Origin of the sequence: Saccharothrix sp. CCNWYY140 (assembly GCF_037401995.1) — a bacterium.
Taxonomy (GTDB): domain Bacteria; phylum Actinomycetota; class Actinomycetes; order Mycobacteriales; family Pseudonocardiaceae; genus Actinosynnema.
Genome location: NZ_JBBEGC010000021.1, coordinates 55,773 through 79,334, shown reverse-complemented (window position 1 = coordinate 79,334; position 23,562 = coordinate 55,773). Strand labels below are relative to the sequence as shown.

The 23,562-nt window shown below is 71.6% G+C and carries 22 protein-coding genes; 1 reads left to right on the top strand and 21 read right to left on the bottom strand.

Annotated features, from left to right (window positions below; translation table 11 throughout):
* The first annotated feature begins 204 nt into the window (after positions 1-204).
* On the top strand, positions 205-1,746 hold the full coding sequence (locus WBN91_RS13445) for a nucleotidyl transferase AbiEii/AbiGii toxin family protein (protein ID WP_337727782.1): 1,542 nt from the start codon (positions 205-207) through the stop codon (positions 1,744-1,746).
* 10 nt (positions 1,747-1,756) lie between these two features.
* Here the strand turns inward: WBN91_RS13445 and WBN91_RS13440 are convergent, their stop codons facing one another.
* The 21 genes from WBN91_RS13440 to mraZ form a co-directional block, all read right to left on the bottom strand.
* Positions 1,757-2,272, bottom strand: coding sequence for a hypothetical protein (locus WBN91_RS13440; RefSeq protein WP_337727783.1), 516 nt, complete (start codon positions 2,270-2,272; stop codon positions 1,757-1,759).
* 27 nt (positions 2,273-2,299) lie between these two features.
* A complete protein-coding gene (gene wag31 / locus WBN91_RS13435; RefSeq protein WP_121226822.1) occupies positions 2,300-3,115 on the bottom strand; it encodes a DivIVA-like cell division protein Wag31 in 816 nt (271 codons plus the stop codon).
* A 45-nt stretch (positions 3,116-3,160) separates the two neighbouring features.
* On the bottom strand, positions 3,161-3,445 hold the full coding sequence (locus WBN91_RS13430) for a YggT family protein (protein WP_121226820.1): 285 nt from the start codon (positions 3,443-3,445) through the stop codon (positions 3,161-3,163).
* Positions 3,446-3,465: 20 nt separating this feature from the next.
* On the bottom strand, positions 3,466-4,083 hold the full coding sequence (locus tag WBN91_RS13425) for a cell division protein SepF (protein WP_337727784.1): 618 nt from the start codon (positions 4,081-4,083) through the stop codon (positions 3,466-3,468).
* Positions 4,084-4,150: 67 nt separating this feature from the next.
* The gene (locus tag WBN91_RS13420; RefSeq protein ID WP_337727785.1) at positions 4,151-4,855 is read right to left on the bottom strand and encodes a YggS family pyridoxal phosphate-dependent enzyme; all 705 of its coding nucleotides are present in this window, start codon (positions 4,853-4,855) and stop codon (positions 4,151-4,153) included.
* The gene (gene pgeF / locus WBN91_RS13415; RefSeq protein WP_337727786.1) at positions 4,852-5,556 is read right to left on the bottom strand and encodes a peptidoglycan editing factor PgeF; all 705 of its coding nucleotides are present in this window, start codon (positions 5,554-5,556) and stop codon (positions 4,852-4,854) included. The genes WBN91_RS13420 and pgeF overlap by 4 nt, the downstream gene beginning before the upstream one ends.
* 579 nt (positions 5,557-6,135) lie before the next feature.
* Positions 6,136-7,452: a cell division protein FtsZ gene (gene ftsZ, locus WBN91_RS13410; RefSeq protein ID WP_337727797.1), complete on the bottom strand. Its 1,317-nt coding sequence runs from the start codon at positions 7,450-7,452 to the stop codon at positions 6,136-6,138.
* A gap of 209 nt (positions 7,453-7,661) precedes the next feature.
* Entirely contained in the window at positions 7,662-8,180 is a 519-nt protein-coding gene (locus WBN91_RS13405) for a DinB family protein (RefSeq protein ID WP_337727787.1), read from the bottom strand.
* A 67-nt stretch (positions 8,181-8,247) separates the two neighbouring features.
* On the bottom strand, positions 8,248-8,976 hold the full coding sequence (locus tag WBN91_RS13400) for a cell division protein FtsQ/DivIB (RefSeq protein ID WP_337727788.1): 729 nt from the start codon (positions 8,974-8,976) through the stop codon (positions 8,248-8,250).
* Entirely contained in the window at positions 8,973-10,319 is a 1,347-nt protein-coding gene (gene murC / locus WBN91_RS13395; protein WP_443217714.1) for a UDP-N-acetylmuramate--L-alanine ligase, read from the bottom strand. The genes WBN91_RS13400 and murC overlap by 4 nt, the downstream gene beginning before the upstream one ends.
* Positions 10,320-10,363: 44 nt before the next feature.
* Positions 10,364-11,467, bottom strand: a complete 1,104-nt coding sequence (gene murG / locus WBN91_RS13390) for an undecaprenyldiphospho-muramoylpentapeptide beta-N-acetylglucosaminyltransferase (protein WP_337727790.1) — start codon at positions 11,465-11,467, stop codon at positions 10,364-10,366.
* Positions 11,468-11,495: 28 nt separating this feature from the next.
* Complete coding sequence (gene ftsW / locus WBN91_RS13385) at positions 11,496-12,932, bottom strand: putative lipid II flippase FtsW (RefSeq protein ID WP_337727791.1); 1,437 nt, start codon at positions 12,930-12,932, stop codon at positions 11,496-11,498.
* Between the two features lie 131 nt (positions 12,933-13,063).
* On the bottom strand, positions 13,064-14,422 hold the full coding sequence (gene murD, locus WBN91_RS13380) for a UDP-N-acetylmuramoyl-L-alanine--D-glutamate ligase (RefSeq protein ID WP_337727792.1): 1,359 nt from the start codon (positions 14,420-14,422) through the stop codon (positions 13,064-13,066).
* 1 nt (position 14,423) lies between these two features.
* On the bottom strand, positions 14,424-15,512 hold the full coding sequence (mraY, locus tag WBN91_RS13375) for a phospho-N-acetylmuramoyl-pentapeptide-transferase (RefSeq protein WP_337727793.1): 1,089 nt from the start codon (positions 15,510-15,512) through the stop codon (positions 14,424-14,426).
* The gene (locus WBN91_RS13370) at positions 15,509-16,972 is read right to left on the bottom strand and encodes a UDP-N-acetylmuramoyl-tripeptide--D-alanyl-D-alanine ligase (RefSeq protein ID WP_337727794.1); all 1,464 of its coding nucleotides are present in this window, start codon (positions 16,970-16,972) and stop codon (positions 15,509-15,511) included. The genes mraY and WBN91_RS13370 overlap by 4 nt, the downstream gene beginning before the upstream one ends.
* On the bottom strand, positions 16,969-18,504 hold the full coding sequence (locus WBN91_RS13365; protein ID WP_337727795.1) for a UDP-N-acetylmuramoyl-L-alanyl-D-glutamate--2,6-diaminopimelate ligase: 1,536 nt from the start codon (positions 18,502-18,504) through the stop codon (positions 16,969-16,971). The genes WBN91_RS13370 and WBN91_RS13365 overlap by 4 nt, the downstream gene beginning before the upstream one ends.
* Before the next feature lie 163 nt (positions 18,505-18,667).
* Positions 18,668-19,099, bottom strand: a complete 432-nt coding sequence (locus WBN91_RS13360) for a hypothetical protein (protein WP_337729383.1) — start codon at positions 19,097-19,099, stop codon at positions 18,668-18,670.
* A 201-nt stretch (positions 19,100-19,300) separates the two neighbouring features.
* A complete protein-coding gene (locus tag WBN91_RS13355) occupies positions 19,301-21,202 on the bottom strand; it encodes a peptidoglycan D,D-transpeptidase FtsI family protein (RefSeq protein ID WP_337725762.1) in 1,902 nt (633 codons plus the stop codon).
* Positions 21,202-21,861: a hypothetical protein gene (locus WBN91_RS13350; RefSeq protein WP_337725761.1), complete on the bottom strand. Its 660-nt coding sequence runs from the start codon at positions 21,859-21,861 to the stop codon at positions 21,202-21,204. The genes WBN91_RS13355 and WBN91_RS13350 overlap by 1 nt, the downstream gene beginning before the upstream one ends.
* Positions 21,858-22,799 (bottom strand): 16S rRNA (cytosine(1402)-N(4))-methyltransferase RsmH, encoded by a 942-nt coding sequence (gene rsmH, locus WBN91_RS13345; protein WP_337725760.1) that lies wholly within the window; start codon positions 22,797-22,799, stop codon positions 21,858-21,860. The genes WBN91_RS13350 and rsmH overlap by 4 nt, the downstream gene beginning before the upstream one ends.
* A 153-nt stretch (positions 22,800-22,952) precedes the next feature.
* Positions 22,953-23,384, bottom strand: coding sequence for a division/cell wall cluster transcriptional repressor MraZ (mraZ, locus tag WBN91_RS13340; RefSeq protein ID WP_121226791.1), 432 nt, complete (start codon positions 23,382-23,384; stop codon positions 22,953-22,955).
* Positions 23,385-23,562: the final 178 nt, after the last annotated feature.

The window sequence follows — 23,562 nt, the reverse complement described above, 5'->3', positions numbered from 1 at the left end:
CGTTGACGGCTGTGACGGGCCGCACCCGTCCGGTTCTACTGGGGCGCTGGTGCGCGCCCGTTCTTCCGGAGGCTCCCCGGTGATGGCCGGATCGGTGCCTGTGCGTCAAGGGTAGCCGGTCACCGCAAACCGGTTGCCGGGCGCGGCGGTGGTGGCGCCTCAAGTCGTTTCCGGCGGTCCGGGCGGAGGTGAACAATCCGGGGCGTGTTCTCCGGCGACTTCGAGGTGCACCTGACCGGCTCCGAGCAGGAGGCGGACGCGCTGGCCGCGTTCGCCGCCCCGCGGGGCGCGAAGTTCACCCACATCGTGCTCAACCGCGGCGAAACCCCCTCCCAGCCGATGCTGACGGTGACGGGCAGCGGCACGCTGGAGGACCTGCACCGCCTCGCCGACGGGTGGCGGGCCGACCTGGCCGCGGCGGGGCTGCGCGTGCTCCGGGTCAAGATCGAGGCCGCGCCGTGGAACGAGGGCGTGCCCGCGTCCGACCTGGACGCCTCCGACGAGCTGTACTTCGAGCACCACGTGAAGGTGCAACTGCCCTTCGGCAAGCGCGACATGGTCGACCGGTTGCGGTGGGCGATCGCCGGCACGGGCGCGAACGTGTCGCGCAACGCCCGGCGGCGACGCGGCCTGCACGAGGAGCGGTTCGTCACGCAGCGGTGCCGCGGGGTCGGCCTCGCCACCGCGCGGACCCGGCTCGACGCGCTGCTGGCCGCGTTGCGCGGCGGCGGGTACAAGGTGCTGGAGGTCGAGGAGGAGTACGTCGTCCACGACGACGCGCTGCACGTCGACCGCGGGTGGCTGGACCCGGACCGGTGGGGTGACCGGCAGACCGTGCGCGACGACCTGCTCGGCAGCACGGCGGGTCACGGCTCCTCGCCGTCGACCTTCCGCCCGCTCGCGGCCGACGGGCTGGACGTCCGGCAGCACCGGGTGTTCGACCCGGCGCTCAAGCACTTCGACCACGCCTTCCGAGCGGGCGAGCCGGTGTTCGGCGACCCGGCCGAAGGCGCCCGCTGGTCGGCCGCCCGGCGGGCCGCCATGACGCACGTGCTCGCCGTCGTGGCCGCCTCGCCGTGGGCGGGGCACCTGGTGCTGCGCGGCAGCGTCGCGCTGCGCGCCTGGCTCGGTGCGCTCGCCCGCGAACCCGGCGACCTGGACTTCGTGGTGGTGCCGAAGACGTTCGCCCCGGACGGCCCGGAGGGGCGGGCGATGCTGGAGGGCTTGGTGGCCGCCGTCGCCGCCGACCCCGGTCCGGGGCTGCGCGCCGACCAGGTGGTGGCCGAGCACATCTGGACCTACGAGCGGGTGCCGGGCCGGCGGCTGGTGTTCCCGTTCGACGTGGCCGGCCTGCCACAGGGCGCGGTGCAGGTGGACCTGGTGTTCAACGAGGACCTGCCCGACGCGCCGGTCGCCGTCGAGGTCCCGCCGCTGGGCACGCGGGTGCTCGCCGCGTCGCCCGCCCTGTCGCTGGCGTGGAAGCTCCAGTGGTTGATGACCGACCTGTACCCGCAGGGCAAGGACCTCTACGACGCCGTGCTGCTCGCCGAGCGCACCCCGGTGTCGCTGGACCTCGTCCGCGACCTGATCCGCCCCGAGCTGGGCGCCGAGGCCGACGACTTCACCTGGGCGTCCGTGCTCGACCTCGACGTGGACTGGGAGAACTTCCGCGCCGAGCAGCCCGGGGTCGAGGGCGGCGCCGGGCCGTGGCTGCGCAGGCTCGCGGACGCGCTGGCCCGCTGGTGAGCCGCCGGCCCTAGTCGCCCGTCGCCCGCTTCTTGGCCACGAGAACAGCGTCGGGCGTGCACACCGCGCACGGCGTGAACCCGAGCTGCCTGGCCTCGGCGATGGGCAACCCCAAGGTCGCCCGCGACGCCGGCCACGGGCAAGCGGCCAGGTGGTAGCGCGGGTGCTCGTCGAGGACGCGGACCTCGTCGGTCAGGTCCGCCACGACCAGCAGGTCGGCGGCGTCCGTGTCCTCCTCACCCGGCTCAGTGTCCTGATCGGGTGAAACAGGGGTGTCCGGACCGTCGCCCGCGAGCTCGTCTTGATCACCGGCGCTAGCCTGGTGATCACCTCGTTCCACCGCGGTGCCGGCAGCCGACGGCGCCGGCCCCGACCGGCGGCGCAGCCACCAGTCCCAGACCAGGACCAGGGCCGCGGCGGCGCTCGCGCCCACCGAAAGCCACGCCCAGTGCGTCTGGGCGGTGGTCAGGGCGGGCACGAGCAGCCCCAGGGCTGCCAGCACCAGCAGCAGAACGATGTAGAGCACGTGCGCAGACTAGATCAACCGCGTCGATCAGCCGGCTTCGGCGCGCGCCCCGAACGAGTAGCCCTGCTGGCGGCCGTCGGACGGTGCGGCCGGGCCGCGGTCCTGGAGGTCGCGCAACGAGGACTCCAGCATGGTCTTGAGCCGGGTCCGGTACTCGCGCTCGAAGGTCTGGAGCTTGTCGATCTGCTTCTCGAGCGTGTTCTTCTCCTGGGTGATGTTGCCCATCACCTCGGCGTGCTTGCGCTGAGCGTCGCGGTCGAGCGCGCTGGCCTTCTCACGGGCCTGCCGCTCCAGCGTCTCGGCGCGCGTCCGCGCGTCGTTCAGCATGGTCTCGGCGCGGGTGCGCGCCTCGTTGACCATCGTGTCGGCCTTGGCACGGGCCTCGGAGAGCAGCTGCTCGGACTTGGTCCGGGCCTCCGACAGCATCCCGTCGGCCTCGGCCTTGGCCTCGCCGGTGAGCCGGTCGGCCATCTCCTGCGCCAACCCGAGCACCTTCGCGGCCTGCACGTGGTGGTCTCCGCCACCACCGGGCGAGGTCTGCTCCAGCGCCGAGGGGGGTGGCACCGGGGCCAGCCTGCGGGGCTCGTCGACGACTCGGCTGGGACCACCCACACCCGCGGCGATCTTGGCTCGGGCGTCTTCGAGGTCGGCACGCGCGGTCTCGACCTGCTGGTCGAGCTGCTCGACCTGCTGGCGCAGGTCGTTGTTCTCCTCGATCAGGCGGGCTAGTTCGCCCTCAACCAGGTCGAGGAACGCGTCCACCTCGTCCTCGTTGTAGCCCCGCTTGCCAATCGGCGGCTTGCTGAACGCGACGTTGTGCACGTCCGCGGGGGTCAACGGCATCAGATCACCTCACGCACTCCTGGGCTGTGGACATCCCTGGTCCCCTCACCTGGGATCGGCTACTCGCATCAGAATGATAACGACCAGCAACAGCACAATAATGGACAAGTCCAGACCGACGCCCCCGATCCGCACGGTCGGGATGAGCCGACGCAGCAGTCGGACCGGGGGATCGGTCACGGTGTAGACGGTCTCCAGAGCCACCGCGACGCCGCCCGCCGGCCGCCACTGCCTGGCGAAAGTCCGGACGAGCTCGACCACGACGCGGGCTGTGAGCAGCAGCCAGAACGAGAACAGGACGTAGTAGACGACGAGCGCGAGGGCATACACACCGTCAACTGTGCCATCACTCACCCGTGGTTGAGGAACCCGCCCTCCGCGAGTCGCCTCCGGTCCTCCGCCGTCACGTCGATGTTGGGGGGTGAGAGGAGGAACACCTTGTTCGTCACCTTGTCGATCGAGCCGCGCAGCGCGAAGGCGAGCCCCGCGGCGAAGTCGACCAGGCGCTTGGCGTCCGCGTCGTCCATGTCGGTGAGGTTCATGATCACCGGCGTGCCGTCGCGGTAGTGCTCCCCGATGGTCCGCGCCTCGTTGTAGCTGCGCGGGTTGAGCGTGGTGATGCGGCCCAGCGCCTGCTGGCGGGACGGCTCGGGCGCCGGGCGGACCCGGCTGACCGGCTCGCGCGGCGTGTCGACGGCCAGGGCGCCCTGGGTCGGCTCCGCCGCCCACGTCCGGCGCGCACGGCTGCGCGCGTCGGGCTCGTAGTCGTCGGCGTCGTCCAGCTCGGCGCGGTACCCGCCGTGCGGGCGTCGCCGGCCGTTGCGCTCCGGGTACTCGGGGTAGGCGTCGTAGTCGTCGGCGTCGGACCGGTAGTCGTAGCGCCCGCGCTCACCGTCGTAGTCGGGGTCGTCGGCGTACTCGGCGGGAACCATCCCGAAGTAGGCCTTCAGCTTGTGAAACCCGCTCATGGTCGAGCCCTTCCTCCGCCGATCCCTACCCGCTAGGACGTCGCGGCCGTCCCGAGGTTCCTGCCGATTACGGCGAGGCTAGCCCTCGGCTGCCCAGCAGCGCTGTTCCGACACGCACGCACGTAGATCCGTGCGCGATGGCATCTTCCAGGTCACCGGACATCCCCGCCGAGATCACGGTGGCAGTGGGATGATCGTCACGCAAGCGGGTTACCGCACCTTGAAGAGCACGAAACGCCGCTTCTGGAGACATCCCGAGGGGTGCGACGGTCATCACACCTCGCAGCCGAAGTTCACCCGTCCGAGCGACATAATCGGCAAGATCGTTCACGTTCGGGAGGGGGCAGCCGCCGCGGTGGGGGTCGCCGTCGATGCTGACCTGGATGAGCACGTCCAGCGGGTCGCGCCCGGCGTTGGCCTTGGCCAGGGCGTCGACGAGCCGCGTGGAGTCGACGGCGTCGACCTGGTTCGCCCACGTGACGACCGACCGGGCCTTGTTGCGCTGGACCGAGCCGACCATGTGCCAGCGGGCTTCGGCGTCCGGGCGCAGCCGCGCGAACTCCTCGGTCTTGCGGGTGGCCTCCTGGTCCCGGTTCTCGGCGAACTCGGTGAGCCCGAGGTCGGACAGCAGGGCCACGTCCTCGGCGGGGAAGGTCTTGGTCACCGCCAGCAGGGTCACCTCGCGCGGGTCGCGGTCGGCGGCCCGGCAGGCGGCTTCGATGCGCTCGCGCACCTCGGCGAGGTTGGCGGCGAGCTCGTCCCGGCGGCTCACGCGTCGATCCAGACGACGCCGGCGATCCGCCCCGTTCCGGGGTCCCGCCGATGGCTGAACAGGGTCTTCTCCTCCACCGTGCACCGGGGGTCGATGCCGATCTTGCCGACGCCCGCGTCCGCGAGCTGCTGCCACAACCCGGCCCGCAGGTCCAGCGAGGGCGTCCCCTTGCGGGACTTCGCGGCACTGCCGGGGAGGTGCTTCTCGACGTCCGCCCGCATCTCGGCCGGCACCTCGTAGCACTGACCGCACACGGCGGGGCCGAGCAGCACCTCGATCCGGTCCTTCCGGGCGCCGAGTTCGACCATCTTGTCCAGCGCTTGTGGCACGACCCCGACCCGCGCTCCGACCCGTCCGGCGTGGACGGCCCCGACCACCCCGGCCTCGGGGTCGCCGAGCAGGACGGGGACGCAGTCGGCGGTCAGGACGACCAGCGCGAGGCCGGGCGTGGCGGTGACGACGCCGTCGGTGGCTTCGAGGGGTTCTTTTTGTGGGCCGTCGACGGCTTGGACGGTCCGGCCGTGCACCTGTTCCATCCAGACGAGGTGGCTCACGTCGAGCCCGAGGCCTTCGGCGAGCCGGTGGCGGTTGGCGGCGACGGCGGCGGGGTCGTCGCCGACGTGGTCGCCGAGGTTGAACGAGTCGAACGGCGGCTTGGACACCCCGCCTTCACGGGTGGTCACGACACGACGAATACGCACCCGCACAGCCTGCCACGCCCAACCACCCCGCCTGGCCGTGGTGCCGGCACAGCTCCGGCGGCTGGCCCGGCCGGGACGGGGCGGGGTGCTGGGCGGGGCAAGGCAGGCGGCACGGCCGGGGCGGCACGGCCAGCGCGGTCGACGCGGCGCGGTCGGGGCGGTCGGCGCGGCGCGGTCGGGGCGGTCGGGGCGGCGCGGTCGGGGCAGGGCGGTCGGGGCAGGGCGGGCGGCGCGGACTGGGGTGCGCGGGCCGGCGATCTGGATGGGCGGCGGGCGGCCGGTCTGGGTGGGCGGCCTGCGCGGGCCAGCGGCGCGACGAGCGAGTGGCGCGGCGAACAGACGGCGCGGCGAGAAGGCGGGCGGGCGGCGCGGCGGGCGTCCGTGTGCGAGCCGTGGCGCGCGGGCGGCCCCGGTTCGCAGGTCGGCGCGGCCACAGACAGCCCCGGTGCCCTCGTCGCGTTGCGAGGGCGCGGCCTCCGGCCCCCGGTTCCATCATCCCAGAGGGGTCCGACAGAAGCGGGTGGGAAAGCTGAGAGCCCGCCCCCGGCGCGGGAGCGGGCTCTCAACTCAGTCCAGGCGTCAGCGGCGCATGAACGGGGGGACGTCGACCTCGTCGTCCGGGTCGTCGGTCACCGGTACCGCCCGGGACGGCAGGGAGCCGCTCTGGGACAGCGAGCGCGGGACCGTCGGCTGGGGCGGCGTGGGGTAGGTGGGTTGGGGGGGTGCGCCGTTGGTCTGGGTCGGCTGCGGCGGCACCGTCGGGCGGGGTGGGGCCACCGGGGCCTGTTCCACCACCGGCTGTTGGACCGGCTGGGCCATCGGAGCCTGTTGCTGGGCCACCGGCTGCTGCACGACCGGCTGCTGCTGCACCACGCCCGACTGGCCCGGCGCGACCGTCGTGCGCGGCGGGGAGGACAGGGCCTGGGGTTCCAGCTTCTTGTGGGTCGGGCCGCCGCTGTCGAAGCCGGCCGCGATCACCGTCACCCGGACCTCGTCGCCGAGCGAGTCGTCGATGACCGTGCCGAAGATGATGTTCGCGTCCGGGTGCGCGGCCTCCTGGACCAGCGACGCCGACTCGTTGATCTCGAACAGGCCCAGGTCGGACCCGCCCGCGATCGACAGCAGCACGCCGTGCGCGCCCTCCATCGACGCTTCCAGCAGCGGCGAGTTGATGGCCTTCTGCGCCGCTTGCACGGCACGGCCCTCGCCGCGCGCCGAGCCGATGCCCATCAACGCCGAGCCCGCGCCGGACATGACCGACTTGACGTCGGCGAAGTCCAGGTTGATCAGACCGGGCGTGGTGATGAGGTCGGTGATGCCCTGGACACCGGAGAGCAGCACCTCGTCGGCCGAGCGGAACGCGTCCATCAGCGAGACACCGATGTCGCCCAGCTGGAGCAGCCGGTCGTTCGGGATCACGATGAGCGTGTCGCACTCGTTGCGCAGGGCCTGGATGCCCTCCTCGGCCTGCTTCGCGCGCCGCTTGCCCTCGAAGGAGAACGGGCGCGTCACGACGCCGATGGTCAGCGCGCCGAGCTTGCGGGCGATGGACGCGACGACCGGCGCGCCGCCGGTGCCCGTGCCGCCGCCCTCGCCGGCGGTCACGAAGACCATGTCGGCGCCCTTGAGGACTTCCTCGATCTCCTCGCGGTGGTCTTCGGCGGCCTTGTGGCCGACCTCGGGGTTGGCGCCCGCGCCGAGGCCGCGGGTCAGCTCGCGGCCGATGTCGAGCTTGACGTCGGCGTCGGACATCAGGAGCGCCTGCGCGTCGGTGTTCACCGCGATGAACTCGACGCCCTTGAGCCCGACCTCGATCATCCGGTTGACGGCGTTCACGCCGCCGCCGCCGATGCCGACGACCTTTATCACCGCGAGGTAGTTGTGCGGGGGCGTCATCGGATCCGCCTTCCTGATCGTGTCCGTGCTCATGTGCTGGAGTGGATGACCACCGGTGTCACACCCGGACGGAAGTCCACCCGGATTGAAACCCTCAACCAGAGGTCGAGAGTTATGTCAACCCCGTATGTTCCCGCTGGACGTTATGCACCAAAAAAGCCTCGGTCCAGCAGCCACGCCGTGTTGTGTCCCGACCGGGTGAGCGAGGTCTACTCGCCGGTCACCCCGTCGAGCAGCTCGCGCACCGCGTCCAGGTGCCCCGCGTGCCGACCCGTCTCCTCGATCAGGTGGATCAGCACCCAGCGCGCGGAAAGCCTCTTGTCCCCCCGGAACTCCACCTCGTGGTCGAGGTCGAGGCCCGCGGCGACGTCGCGGCTCACCTTGCACTGCTCAGCGTAGTCGGCCAGCAATCCCGAGATCGTCTCCCCCGGCTCGATCCGCCAATCGGCGTCCGGGTCCTCCCTCGTGTAGGGGGCGGCGTTGGGCCGTCCGAGCAGGGCGACCTCGAACCAGTAGTGCTCCACCCAGCGCAGGTGCTTGACGATGCCCGCGGCGGTGTTGAGCGGCGAGGGCAGGGTCGAGCGGCGGGCGTCCTCTTCGGACAGTCCGGCGCACTTCAGCTCGATGGTCCCGCGCAGGAAGTCCAGGAACCCGTTGAGCAGGGTCCGCTCGTCGCCGGTGTAGTCGACCTCCACCCGCTCCTCGGGCTTGGTCACGATCTTCGTCATGCCGCGCAGTATCGCCGCCGCCAATGCCGAGGGACCATCGACTTTCACCACCCGGCCGTGGTGAAGATCACGACACGGTGGGCAGTTCCGGGCTGGATACGTCGAACACCGAGCCATCCCGGGTCATCAGGACCTCCAACACCGCCGCCTTGCGCGGGGTGTCGTCGGGCGAGCCCCACCGCACCTCGCGGCCCGCGGTGAGGGTGAGCCTGACGTCCGCCGGCGTCGTCGCCGACACGGCCAGGACCTCGCGCCGCAACTGCTCGGGCAGCGCCACCAGCACCGCCACGGCGGCGGGCAGGCCCCGCGCCTCCACCTTCAACTCCGGCAGGCCCCCCGGCGGCTGGGACACGGTCGCGTAGTCCCGACCGGTGGCGTCGACCATGTGCGCGCCGTCGCCGGCGTTGATGACCGCGACCGGCGTGCGCTCCTCGACGGTCAACAACACCGTGCCCGGCAGCGAGCGGTCCACCCGCACCCCGGCCACCCGAGGCAGGTCGCGCACCCGCGCGGCGACGGCGTCCACGTCCAGCCGCACCAGCGGCGTGCCCGCCTCGATCGCGGCGGCCTGGCGGACCTGGTCGGCGGTCAACTCGACCGCACCCGCCACGTCCACCCGCCGCACGCCCAGCAGCGGCGTGAACCACACCGCCACCACCAGGCCCACGACGGTCAGCAGGGTCAGCAGCGCGACGGCCCGGCGCCGCAGCACCACGCGCCGGGAGGGTCCTCCGCGCCGGGACGGGCGCCGCCGCGACGCGGTGGCGGTGCGGCGGCGCGCCGTCTGGGTCGTCATGCCCGGTCCAGCTCCCCGACGATCTCCGGGCCGAGCATGGTCACGTCGCCCGCGCCCATCGTCACCACGACGTCGCCCTCGCCGACCAGGCCCGCCACCAGCGCCGGCACCCGGTCGAACGACGTCTCGTAGTGCACCTTCGCCGCGTCCAGCGGCACGGCCGAGGCCACCAGGGCGCCGGTCACGCCCGGCTCCGGGTCCTCGCGCGCCCCGTACACGTCGAGCACCACGACCTCGTCGGCCAGGCCCAGCGCGGTGCCGAACTCGGCGGCGAACAGCCGGGTCCGCGAGTACAGGTGCGGCTGGAACACCACGACCACCTTGCCCTGCCCCGCGACCGGCCGCGCGGCGGTGAGCTGCGCGGCGACCTCGGTCGGGTGGTGGGCGTAGTCGTCGTAGACCCGGACCCCGCCGGCGCGGCCCTTGAACTCGAACCGCCGCCGCACGCCGCCGAACGCGCCCAGGCCCTCCAGCACGCAGTCCCGGTCCGCGCCCAGTTCCAGCGCGGCCAGCAGGGCGGCGATCGCGTTGCCCGCCATGTGCTCGCCCGGCACGGCGACCCGCACGTCCACCTTCTCGCCGTCGAGGTCCAGCACGGCGATGCCGCCGCCGTCCTCGGGCCGGTAGTCCACCAGGACCGCCGCGCCCTCGCCGGACGCCGTGCGGCCGTAGGGGCGGACCCGCAGGCCGAGGCCCTGCGCGCGGTCGGCCAGCGCCTTCGCGCCCGGGTCGTCCACGCACGCGATGAGGACGCCGTCGGGCTCGATGCGCTCCAGGAACGAGTCGAACACGGCGGTGTAGGCCTCGACCGTGCCGTGGTGGTCGAGGTGGTCGGCCTCGACGTTGGTCACCACCGCGACCGAGGGGGCGAAGAACAGGAACGACCCGTCGCTCTCGTCGGCCTCGGCGACGAAGATCCCGCCGGCACCCTGGTGGGCGTTCGCGCCGGACTCGTTGAGGTCGCCTCCGATGGCGAAGGACGGGTCCATGCGGCAGTGCTGCAACGCCACGGTCAGCATCGACGTGGTGGACGTCTTGCCGTGCGTGCCCGCCACACAGGCCACCCGGTGGTCCAGCATGAGCGCGGCCAGGGCCTCGGCGCGGCGCAGCACGACCACGCCGCGCTCGCGGGCGCCGGCCAACTCGGGGTTGTCCTCGCGGATCGCGGTGGACACCACGACCGCCGTGGGACCGTCGTCGAGCAGGTCGAGGTTGTCCGCCGCGTGGCCGACCGCGACCTTCGCGCCCTGCGCGCGCAGCGCCAGCACGGTGCGCGAGTCCTTGGCGTCCGAGCCGGACACGTGCGCGCCGCGCGCCAGCAGGATCCGGGCGATGCCGCTCATGCCGGCCCCGCCGATACCGACCAGGTGAACCCGTTCCAGGACGTTCACTTCTTGATCACTTCCAGGACGATCCGGGCGAGCACCTCGTCGGCCTCGCGGTGGCCGGTGCTCAGCGTGGCGGTGGTCATCGCCGCCAGCCTGCCGCGATCGGCGACCAACGGCACGACGTGCTGCGCGACCCAGTCGGGTGTCAGCTGCTCGTCGGGGACCAGGAGGCCGCCGCCGGCGGTCACGACCGGACCGGCGTTGAGGGCCTGCTCGCCGTTGCCGATGGGCAGCGGCACGAACACCGCGGGCAGCCCCACGGCGGACACCTCGGCGACGGTCATCGCGCCGGCCCGGCACAGCACCGCGTCCGCGGCGGCGTAGGCGAGGTCCATGCGCTCCAGGTAGGGCACCGGCACGTACGCGGGCGCGCCCGGCACCGACTGCACCGCCACGGAGTTCTTGGGGCCGTGGGCGTGCAGCACGCCGATCCCGGCCCGCGCGAACGCCTGCGCCGCGCCGGACACCGCGTTGTTGATCGACCGCGCGCCCTGCGAGCCGCCGAACACCAGCAGCACCGGGGCGTTGGGGTCCAGGCCGAAGTGGGCGCGGGCCTGGGCGCGCAGAGCGGCCCGGTCCAGCGACGTGATCGAGTGCCGCAGCGGGATGCCGATGATCTCGGCGTCGGTCAGGCCCGAGTCGGGCACGGCGGCGGCCACGCGCTCGGCGAACTTCGCGCCGACCTTGTTCGCCAGGCCCGCCTTGGCGTTGGCCTCGTGCACCACGATCGGCACCCGGCCGCGCGCGGCGAGGTAGGCGGGCAGCGAGACGTACCCGCCGAACCCGACCACGACGTCGGCGTGGTGGCGCTCCAGCACCTCACGGGTGCGCTTGACGGACTCGCGCACCCGCAGCGGCAGCTTCAGCAGGTCGGGCGACGGTTTGCGCGGCATCGGCACCGGCGGGATCAGCTCAAGCGGGTAGCCGCGGGCGGGCACGAGCTTGTTCTCCAGCCCGCGCTCGGTGCCCAGCGCGACGATCCGCGCGTCGGGCCGCAGCCGCTTGACCGCGTCGGCCAGGGCCAGGGCGGGCTCGATGTGCCCGGCGGTGCCGCCTCCGGCGACCACCACGCACGGTCCGGCCTGCTGGGGAACCCCGGTCACGCACTTCCTCCTTGTGTCGTGGGTCGGGCTAACGCCCGTCGCGGCGCCGGGACCGGTCCTGGGTCGCCCGGCGCGAGTCGCGCCGACGGTACTCCGACGGCGGAGCGTGACGACCGGCCATCCTCCGTTCGTCCACCGGCGGCGGCGCGGCCTTGCGGCTGCGCGGCGGGGTGGACGGGCGGACGGGCCGGCGCTTGGGCGGCGGCTTGTAGGCCTCGGGCGCGGGCAGTTTCAGCACGCCGCCGACCCGGCCGGGACCGAGGGAGCGCAGCGCGGACACGGCTTCCGGTTCGTGCCGTGCGCAGTTCGCCAGGATGCCGAACACGACCATCGTGGTGACGATCGACGTGCCGCCCGAGGAGATCATCGGCAGCGTGATGCCGGTGACCGGCAGCAACCGCACCACGTACCCGATGTTGATCGCGGCCTGCGCCACCAACCACACGGTGAGCGTCGCCGAGACCAGCCGGATCCACGGGTCGGTGTTGCGCGCGGCGATCCGCAGGCCCACCACGGCCAGCAACCCGAACAGGCCCAGCACCAGCAGGCACCCGATGAAACCGAGCTCCTCGCCGATGACGGCGAAGATGAAATCACTGTGCACGTTGGGCAAATAACGCCACTTCGAACTGCCGTTGGTCAGCCCCTTGCCGAAGAACCCGCCTTCCGCCAAGGCGAACATCGCCTGTCGCGCCTGGAGTCCAGCGCCCGTCGGGTCCTTGTCCGGGTCCAGGTAGGTCAGGACGCGCTGGAGCCGGTAGGTGGCGCCGACCGCCAACACCGCCGCACCCGCCGCCGCACCGACCGCGATCACGCCGAACAACCGCATCGGCGCGCCCACGAACCACATAAGGCTGACCAGGACGACGCCGAGCGTGATCGTGCCGCCGAGGTCGGGCTGGAGCATCACCAGCGCGAACACCAGCAGCGCAACGGGCACCACGGGCACCAGCAGGTGCCGGTACTGGTCCAGCAACGCCCTCTTGGTGACCAGGACGTGCGCGCCCCACAACGCCATCGCGAGCTTCGCGGCCTCGATCGGCTGGAACGACACAGGCCCCACCGTGAACCACGACTGCGCACCGCCCGCAACCGTCCCGAGTGGAGTGAGGACCAGCCCCAACATGACCACGCACGCCAACATCGCCATCATGCTGGACTGCCGAACCGTGCGCAGCGGGATCCGCAGCACCACGAGGAACAAGATCGCCCCGACCGCCACGTACAGCAACTGCTTCTGGAAGACGCTGTAGGCCGAGGCCCCATCCGCGACCTCGCCAGGCGCGGAGGCGGACAACACCATCACGAGACCCAGCACGGTCAGCAACCCGAAGATCGCCAGCAGCAGGTGAAAGTCCGCAAGCGGACGACCCAACCACGCGGTAAGCGCACTACGAACGGCAACCACCTTCACCGTCCGCTTGGGCCGCCCACCCCGCTCCACCGCCCTGTCCACCGCTGTCATACGTGCATCGTCTCCCGCTTCGCACGGGGAAAGGCGAAAGTCCACCGCGTGTCGCCCAGACGCGACGGCGAACACGACTTTTGTCGGTGCCCGGTGGGACAATGGAACCGGGGGCCGGAGGCCACGCCCGCTCAGCTCCGACCGGTGAGCTCCCGCACGGCCTCGGCGAAAGCCTGTCCCCGGTGGGCGTAATCGGTGAACATGTCCATAGACGCCGCAGCCGGCGCCAACACCACGGCATCCCCAGCCCGCGCCATCGACCGCGCCGCCCGCACAGCATCCCGCATGGTCGCCTCGTCCAACACTGCCACCGGCACCGACGGCGCGAACCGGGACAAAGCCCCCGCGATCACTTCCCGGTCGGCCCCGATCAGCACCACCCCGCGCAGCCGGTGCGACTCCGCCCGCACCAACTCGTCCACTGACGCGCCCTTCAGCAACCCGCCGGCCACCCACACCACGCTGTCGTAGGAGCGCAGCGACGCCGAAGCCGCGTGCGGATTAGTGGCCTTGGAGTCGTTGACGTACGTGACCCCGTCACACACCGCCACAACCTCGGCCCGATGCGCCCCCGGCCGAAACTCACGCAACCCCTGCCGCACAGCCTCCGCCGACACCCCATGTGCCCGCGCCAAAGCGGCAGCAGCCAACGCATCAGCCACCCCCGGAGGACCCGCCGGATGCACCTCCGACACGGGAGCCAACACCGTGTCCGGCCCAAACGCCCGATCCACCAGGTTGCCACCCACGACACCCAGCTGACCCTCTTCAGGCGCACCCAACGTGAACCCGACATGCGCCGGCGCGGAAGCATCCGACAACAACCCCGACACATAGGGATCGTCCACACCAGCGACCGCAACATCCCCGGTCAACACCTGCGACTTGGCCCGCGCATACGCCTCGAACGACCCGTGCCAATCCAGGTGGTCCTCGGCCAAGTTCAACAACACCCCCGCCGCCGGCCGCACAGACGGCGACCAGTGCAGCTGGAAGCTGGACAACTCCACCGCCAGCACCCGATGCCCGGCCAGCAACGCGTCCACCACCGGCAGTCCGACGTTGCCGCACGCCACCGCGTCGATGCCGGCCGCCCGCAGGATCGACTCCAGCATCCCGACCGTCGTGGTCTTGCCGTTGGTGCCGGTCACCGCGAGCCACGCGGGCGGGTCGGCCAGTTCCAGGCCCATCCGCCACGCCAGCTCGACCTCGCCGATCACCTCGACGCCCGCCGCCCGCGCCGCCAGCAGCAGCGGGTTGTCCGGCCGCCACCCCGGCGAGGTCACGACCAGTTCCGTCGAGGACGGCGGCGCGACCAGGCCCGGCACCAGCGCCACCCCGGGCAGCAACGGCTCCAGGGCGTCCAGCCGGTCCACCGACCCGTCGGTCACGGTCACCGAGGCGCCCGCCGCCAGCAGGGCCTCCGCGGCGGACCGGCCGGTCACGCCCGCGCCGGCGACCAGGACGTCGCGACCGGCCAGGAACCCCACGTCAGCTCCCCGCCGCGGTCAGCCACTCGCTGTAGAACAGGCCCAGGCCCAACATGCAGCAGATGCCCGCCAGCAGCCAGAACCGGATGATGACCGTGGTTTCCGCCCACCCGGCCAGTTCGAAGTGGTGGTGGAACGGCGCCATGCGGAACAACCGCCGCCGGGACGTCCGGAACACCGCCACCTGCAACACCACCGACAGCGCCTCGACCACGAAGAGGCCGCCGATCACGACCATCAGCAGCTCGGTCCGGGTCGCGATGGACAGACCCGCGACCAGGCCACCCAGCGCCAGCGAACCCGTGTCGCCCATGAAGATCTTGGCCGGCGCGGCGTTCCACCACAGGAAGCCGATGCAGCCCGCCATCGCGGCGGCGGCCACCAGCGCCAGGTCCAGCGGGTCGCGCACGTCGTAGCAGCCCGCCACCAGCAGGTTGGAGCAGTTGTAGCGGAACTGCCAGAAGCTGATCACCACGTACGTGCCCAGCACCATCGCGGACGTGCCGCCCGCGAGGCCGTCCAGGCCGTCGGTGAGGTTGACCGCGTTGGACCACGCGGAGATCGCCGCGTAGCAGAACACCACGAACCCGACGACGCCGAACGACACCACCGCGATGTCCCGCACGAACGACAGGTTGACCGACGCCGGGGTCAGGCCCTCCTTGTTCGGGAACTGCATCACCAGGACGGCGAAGATGATGGTGGCGACGAACTGGCCGACCAGCTTGGCCGTCTTGTTCAGGCCCAGGTTGCGCTGCTTGCGGATCTTGATGAAGTCGTCGAGGAAGCCGACGATGCCCAGCGACGTGGTCAGCATGAGCACCAGCAGGCCGGACGCGCTGGGCGTCTGCTCGGCCGCCGAGGCGGACATCGAGTTCACCAGGTGCGCGCCGAGGTAGCCCGCCCACATCGCGACCAGGATGGCCACGCCGCCCATCGTGGGCGTGCCGCGCTTGGTCTTGTGGGACTGCGGGCCCTCCTCGCGGATCTCCTGGCCGAAGCCCTGCCGCGAGAAGATCTTGATCAGGTACGGCGTCAGCATGATCGACGCGATCAGCGCGATGGCCGCCGCGATGAGGATGCTCTTCACTTGCTGACCGCCTCCAGGAGGGCCTCGGCAACCCGCCACAGGCCGTATGAGTTGGATGCCTTCACCAGCACGACGTCACCCGGCCGCACCTGGTCGCGCAGCAGCTCCACGGCCGCCGCCACATCGGGCACCAATACCGCTTCTTCGCCCCATGATCCTTCCAGGTGCGCACCTTGGTGCATCGGGCGGGCTTGGTCCCCGACCACCACCAGCTTGTTGATGTCCAGGCGCACGGCGAGCCTGCCGATCTCGTCGTGCGCGCGGACGTGGTCGTCGCCCAGCTCGGCCATCGGGCCGAGCACGGCCCAGCTGCGCCGGGCGGGGGTGGTGGCCCGCGAGATGGTGGCGAGCGATTTGAGCGCCGCGCGCACCGACTCCGGGTTGGCGTTGTAGGCGTCGTTGACGATCGTCACACCGTCAGGACGTTCGACCACCGCCATGCGATGCGCGGAAACCCGTTCGGCTTGGGACAGCGCGTCGGCGACCTGCTGCGGGGTCGCGCCCAGGCGCAGGGCGATCGCGGCGGCGGTGAGGGCGTTGCCGACCTGGTGGGGGCCGTGCACGGCGAGCTGGACCGGAACCCGCTGACTGCGTGTGACCAGCGTGAACGAGGCGCGGGCCGAGGCATCCAGCTCGACGTCGACGGCCCGCACGTGGGCGTCCGGGTGCTCGCCGACCAGGATGACCTCGGCCTTGGTCCGCGCGGCCATCCCCGCCACCAGCGGGTCGTCGGCGTTCAACACCGCGATCCCGTCACCCGGCAGCGCCTCGACCAGCTCGCCCTTGGCCTGCGCGATGCCCTCGCGGGACCCGAACTCGCCGAGGTGGGCGCTGCCGACGTTGAGCACCGCGCCGACCTTCGGCGGCGCCACCGTGCACAGCGCGGCGATGTGGCCACGGCCCCGCGCGGACAGTTCGAGCACGAGGAAGCGGGTGGACTGATCGGCGCGCAGCACCGTCCACGGGTGGCCCAACTCGTTGTTGAACGACCCGGGCGGCGCGATGGTCGGGCCGAGCGGCGCGAGCACCTGCGCGATGAGGTCCTTGGTGGAGGTCTTGCCGGACGAGCCCGTGACCCCGATCACAGTGAGGTCCGGGAGCCGGTCCACGACGTGCCGGGCGAGCTTCGCCAGGGCCGCGATGACGGCCGCGCCCGCGCCGTCCTTGTCGCCGGAGAGCACGTAAACGTTGCCGTGGTCGTTCTGCACGGCCGGCGCGACGACGGTCGGGACCCCGTCCACCGGCCGACCCGCCAGCACACCCACCGCGCCGGCTTCGATCGCCTGGGCGGCGAAGTCGTGGCCGTCGACGCGTGCGCCGGGCAGGGCCAGGAACAGACCGCCCGGGGTGACCTTCCGGGTGTCGAACTCGACGGAGCCGGTGACCACCGGCGTGCCGTCCGTGCCGTGCAGGGTGCCGCCGACGACGTCGGCGATCTCGGCCAGGCTGAGCGGGATCACCGGCGGACCTCTCTGATCGCGTGCGCGAGGGTGTCGGCGTCGGAGAACGGGTGCACGACGCCCGCCACCTCCTGACCGGTCTCGTGCCCCTTGCCCGCGACGACGACGACGTCCCCGGGCCGGGCGAGACCCACGGCGTGCTCGATGGCCGCGCGCCGGTCCCCGATCTCCAGCACCTCGCCCCGGTCGGCGTCGGGCACGTTCACCGCGCCCGCGAGCATCGCGGCCCGGATCGCGGCCGGCTCCTCGCTGCGCGGGTTGTCGTCGGTGACGATCAGGACGTCACTGCGCCGGGCGGCTTCCTCGCCCATCAGCGGACGCTTGGCGGTGTCCCGGTCGCCGCCGCAGCCCAGCACCGTGATGATCCGCCCGGTGGCACGGGCGCGCACGGCGTCCAGGGCGAGGGCGACGGCCTGCGGCTTGTGCGAGTAGTCGACGACGGCGGTGAAGTCCTGGCCTTCGTCGACGCGCTGCATCCGCCCCGGCACCTGCACGTCCGCGAGGCCCCGGCGGATGGACTCGGCGTCCACGCCCCGCGCGTGCAGCATGGCGGTGGCGAGCAGGGCGTTGGCGACGTTGAATTCGCCGGGCAACCGGAGCTCGACGTCGAACGTGAGAGGTCCGTGCACGGAGAACCGCTGCTCACCGGTCGCGGACACGGCGATGTCCGACGCGGTCCAGTCCGCTTCTCCGGCGGCTTCCCCGGTGGTGGACACCGTCACGGTGCCGGTCTTGACCAGCCGGCGTCCCCACTCGCCGTCCACGCACACGACTTCCTGCCGGGCGCGGCCGTCGAAGAGGAGGGCCTTGGTCTGGAAGTAGTCCTCCATGTCCGGGTGGAAGTCCAGGTGGTCCTGCGAGAGGTTGGTGAACGCGGCCACCGCGAACCCGACCCCGCCGACCCGTCCCAACCGCAGGGCGTGGCTGGACACCTCCATGACCACGTCCGTGACCCCGCGCTCGGCCATGACGGCGAGCAGCGCGTGCAGGTCGGGGGCCTCGGGGGTGGTGAGCGCGCTGTCCAGCTTCTCGCCGGCGATCCGGGTCTCGACGGTCCCGATCAGCCCGGTCGTGCGCCCGGCCGCGCGCAACGCGGACTCCACCATGTAGCTGGTGGTGGTCTTGCCGGAAGTCCCGGTGATGCCCCAGACGGCGACCTTCGTGGCGGGTTCGCCGTAAACCCGGGCAGCCAACGCCCCGAGCACGTCACGCGGATTCGGGTGCACCAGCACCGGAACGTCCCGCACCTTCGCGGCCCCGACTTCGTCGGTCAACACCGCCACCGCCCCCCGGGCCACGGCTTGGTCGACGAAGTCCGCGCCATGCGCCCGAGCCCCGGGCAACGCGGCGAACAGATCACCGGCCTTCACGTGCTGGGCGCGCAGGGTCACCCCGGAAACAGGCGTGTGCGCCCGATCGGGCGCGGTGAGGTGCGCATCCACGGTCGAGGCGAGCTCGGACACGGCGACGGGCTGGACGCGGGAAGGGCGAGGCGGGGCAGTCGCGACCTTGCCCTCAAGCTTGGCAGGCACGCGCGGAAGGCTACCGGCGCACGGAGCGTGTCCACCCACCACGTCCACTCCGGACACGGGTTCCCTTACCGTCCCAGCCCTCACACCGTCCTGACCACCGCGTACACCGGTGGAAGGAGCCTCAAGGCCCCAGCGCACAACTCCCCCGGCTTGCACTCCGCCCTCAGGCGGGCCGCTTTCCGCAGGCGGCGTGCATTTCGCCAGCAACGTGCTTTTCGTCCAAAGGGCGCTTCGCGCCGAAGGCGCGAGCCGAAGCGGCTAGCGACCACGGGAAGGGCCTCGATTCTTTCCCCGTCCGGCCTGGGCGAAGCCCAACCACGTTTCGTCCGTTTCTGCAACCACGCTTTACCGGTTGCGGAAACGGGCGAAACGTGGTTGCCTCCGGCAGGTCGGACGGGGAAAGAATCGACGCCCTTCCCTCCCCGGGGGCCTGCCGCGCGGCGAGCGCTTCTTTTGTTTTTGAGAGCGCGAAGCGCGTTCGGCTTGAGAGCGAAGCGTTGCGTTCAAAGATCTTGAAAAGCGTGAAAAGAGCCTCGCCAGCGGGCAGGCCGCCAAGGATGGACGGAAAAACAAGGGCGGGGACTTCTTCCGTCATCCCCGTATGGCCTGGCAAAGCCAACCACACTTTTGGTCGGGTGCCGCTAAAATTTTTGCTCGTTCCTCACAAAAATTTCGGCTGCACCCGACCAAAAGCGTGGTAGCCCTTCGGGCAGGCCATACGGGGATGACGGAAGAAGCCCAAGTTGGGAGGTCTGCTGCGCGAGCCCTTCCAAAAGCGCGCGCCCTTTGGGCGGTGTCAGAGGATTAGTTGCATGACCGGGGTTTGTTCCGTTGACATCGGCACCTGGTAGCGCTGTGCCAGGTACGAAGCGATGTCGTGGAACAGCGGGGCTGCCGTTCCGCTGTACTGGCCGCCGCCGCTTGGTGCGTCCAGCATGATCCCCACCACGTATCGGGGGTTGTCCGCCGGGAAGATGCCCGCGAAGGTGATCCAGTACGAGGTCGTGCTGTAGCACCCGCATTTCGGGTCGACCTGCTGGGCCGTTCCGGTCTTCCCCGTCACCTGGTAACCCGCCAGAGCGGCCGGTCCGCCAGTGCCCGACTGGCCGGGTTCGGTTTGCATCACGGCTCGGAACATGTCTCGGACTGTCTTCGCGGTTTGGGGGGAGACGACTCGGACCTGTTCCGGGCGGTCCAGTTCTCGGCGGGCGCCTGACTCGTCCACTTCCGCGCGGATGATGCGTGGGGGGATGCGGACGCCGTCGTTGGCGATGGCCTGGTACATGCCGGTCATCTGGAGCAGGGTCATGTTCAGGCCCTGGCCGATGGGCAGGTTTCCGAACGTCGAGCCCGACCATTGGTTGCGTGGCGGGACTGAGCCCGACTCTTCACCTGGCAGGCCCGACTGGGTGCGTTTGCCCAGGCCGAACTTGCGGAGCATGTCGGCGTAGCGGTCCTCGCCGATCTTTTGCGCTGCCATGAGGGTGCCGACGTTCGAGGACTTCGCGAACACGCCCGTGAACGTCATGTCCAGGGTCGGGTGGTTCCAGTGGTCCTTGATGGTTCGGTCGGCGATCTTGATCGTGGGATCGACCGTCAGCACGCTGTCCGGCTGGTAGATGCCGTCCTCGATGGCCGTTGCCGCTGTGACGACCTTGTTCACCGAGCCCGGTTCGAACACCGAGGACACGGCCGCGTTGCGGAGTTGGTCCTCGGAGGCCTTGCCGAAGTCGTTGGGGTCGAAGGTCTTGTCGTTGGCCATCGCCAGGATTTCGCCGGTGCGCGAGTCGAGCACCACTGCCGAGCCGGTCTTCGCGCCGGACTTGGCCGTGTAGTCGGTGACCATGCGCTGCAACGCGTACTGCGTGTCGACGTCGAGGGTCAGTTCCAGGCTTCGGCCGGGTACGGCGGCGGCCAGCTCGCGGGCGCGTTCGGGGCCGGGGATCACCACTTCGTCGTTGCCCTGCATGGTGTCCACGATCCGTTGGCCGTTGCGGCCGGCGAGCACGTTGTCCTGTGAGTTCTCCAGGCCCAGCACGCCGTGCGTGGCGGGGGGTTCCTGGTCCTCGCGCCAGTTCGCCGCGCCGATGATGTTCGACGCCAGCTCGCCGTTGGGGTAGACGCGGACGGCCCGGTACTCCGAGCCGATGTCGGCGTACTTCTCCCGGATCGCCGCCGCCTTGGCCGGATCGACGTTGTCGACCAGCTCGACGTAGGTGGTGTCCTTGGTGAGCAGCGCGTACATCGTCTGCTCGTCGGTCTTCTGGCCGTTGACCTCGGTGCCGAGCGTGTCCTGGATGAACTTCGCGACCTCGCGCGCCCAGTCCTCGAAGGAGCCGATCTTCGGGTCGGCCTCCTGCGCCTTGGCCCACTTCTCGCGGATCAGCTGCGGCACGGCGTAGAGCTGGCGGGCCTCGATGCTGAACGCGAGCTGGTTGCCGTTGCGGTCGGTGATGGCGCCGCGGGCCGCGGGCACGTCGATCTTGGTGGCGCGCTGCTTCTGCGCCTCCTGCGACAGCGCCTCGGCCTGGAAGCCCTGCACCTGGACCAGCTTCAGCCCGGCCAGCACGAGCGCGCCGACCAGCAGCAGCCTGCCGACGGCGATGCGGACCCGGCTGTTGCCGCCCCGGCGCCGCTTGGGCGCGCGGACCGACAACGGCCGCCTGGTGGGCCTACCCCTGGTGGGCCGCCCTGGCATCACTGACCTCCGGGCACCTGCTGCGTGGGTTGGGCGGGTGGCTGCTGCGCGTTGGGGTCGGGCTGTTGCGCGTTCGGGTCCGGCTGCTGGGTGTTGGGGTTCGGCTGCTGCGCGTTCGGGTCCGGCTGCTGCGCGTTGGGGTCGGGCTGCGCCGGGGGTGGGGTGGAGGTCTGGGGCGGGGTCGGGGCCTTGGCCTCCGAGGGCTCGCCGTAGACCTCGACCGTCCCGTCGGGCAGTTGGCGCAGGCGGGCCGGGTCCTCCACGGGCACCAGGCCCAGGCGTGCGGCGGCCTCCGCGAGCTGGCGCGGCGACTCCGCGAGCGCGACCTCCTGCCGCAGCTGCTCGACCTGGCGGGCCAGGCGCTTCTCCTCCGCGCGGGCGTCCTGGAGGCGGTAGGAATCGGCCGTGGCCTGGGTGGACAGCCACATGATCGCGGCGATGCCGACGCCCAGCACGACCATCACCATCACCACGAACGGGGCCTTGGGCGCGGCGACCGGCTGGCGGGTCACGGCGGTGCCGCGGGTCCGCTGCTCGCGGCGCGCGTACGCCCGTTCCGCCGCCGCCGACCGGGGTCGGCCCGGGACCGAGCGCAGTGCCCGCTCGCGCGGGGTGCCGGGGGTGGACGGCACGCCGTTCACCCGGGCTGGTGCGGTCATGTCGCCTCCCGGATCCGTTCCGCCGCCCGGAGTCTCACCGGCGCGGCCCTGGGGTTGTCCTCGATCTCCTGCTCGTTCGCGACCTCGGCGCCGCGGGTCACCAGCTTCAGCTGCGGGCCGTGGCCGGGCAGCTCCACCGGCAGGCCGTGCGGCGTCGTGGACACCGCCAGCTCGGTGAAGGCGCGCTTGACCATGCGGTCCTCCAGCGACTGGTAGGACTCCACGACGATCCGGCCGCCCACCGCCAGCACCGACAGCGCCGCCGGCAGGGCCTGGCGCAGCGACTCCAGCTCGCCGTTGACCTCGATCCGCAGCGCCTGGAAGGTCCGCTTCGCCGGGTGGCCGCCGGTGCGGCGGGTCGCCGCGGGCACCACGTCGTAGAGCAGCTGCACCAGCCGCCCGGAGTTGGTGAACGGCTCGCGCTCCCGTTCCCGCGCCACGGCCTGGGCGATCTTGCGCGCGAAGCGCTCCTCGCCGTAGTCGCGCAGGATGCGGGTCAGGTCGTCCACGGAGTACTCGTTGAGCACGTCGGCGGCGGTCATGCCGGTCCCGGCGCTCATCCGCATGTCCAGGGGCGCGTCCCGGGAGTACGCGAAACCGCGCTCCTCGGCGTCGAGCTGCAACGACGAGACGCCCAGGTCCATGAGGATGCCGTCCACCGGACCGTCCACCGCCTCGGCGATGTGGTCGTAGGTGGTCTGCACGAACGTCGTCCGGTCGGCGAAGGGCTCCAGGCGCTTGCGCGCCAGCTCGATCGCCTGCGGGTCGCGGTCCAGGCCGATCAGGTGCACCCGCGGGTGCGCCCGCAGCACGGCCTCGGAGTGGCCGCCCAGGCCGAGCGTGCAGTCCACGAACACCGCGTCCCGGTCGGCCAGCGCGGGGGCCAGCAGAGCGAGGACGCGGTCGAGCAGCACCGGCACGTGCCGCCGCTCGCTCATGTCCCCTCCCACGTCCCCCCTCTGACAAAGAAATTCGGGTGTCGTCAGGTCCCCGCCCGCCCGTCGGACCTGGCGCCGGGGAAGGTGCGCCAGGGCCGAAAGCCGAGCGGACCGAGGCCTCACGGCACCCGAAACCTCAAGCGTTCACGCCCATCAGAAGACGCCCGGCAGCACCTCCTCGCGAGCCTCGGCGTAGCTGTCCTCGTGCTCGTCCATGTAGCGCTGCCACGCCTGCGCGTCCCAGATCTCCAGCCGGTTGACCGCGCCGATGACCACGCACTCCTTGGTCAACCCCGCGTACCGGCGCAGTTCCGGTGCGATCGACACCCGGCCCTGGCCGTCCGGCCGCTGCTCGTCGGTCCCCGCGAACAGGTAGCGCTGGTAGGCGCGGACCGCCTCGTTCGTGAACGGCGCTTCCGCGACCTTGCGCGCCATCTGCTCGAACTCGGCCCGAGGGAACACGTAGAGGCAGTGGTCCTGGCCCTTGGTGACCATGAGACCCCCCGCTAGCGCGTCCCGGAACTTCGCAGGCAGCGTCAGCCGACCCTTGTCGTCCAGCCTCGGGTGGTGCGTGCCCAGGAACACGGCAACCCACCTCCCGCCGCCGGACTGCGGACCGGCAGTGGAGCACCCCGTCTGCCCCACCGGCCGCCACAGTACCCCACTTTTCACCACAGTCAACGCTGAAACGGGTGGTCAGCCACCCGGATGGGGAACGTTTACGCAGGTAGAGCGGAGATGACGAGCGTGGGGGGCGGTGGGG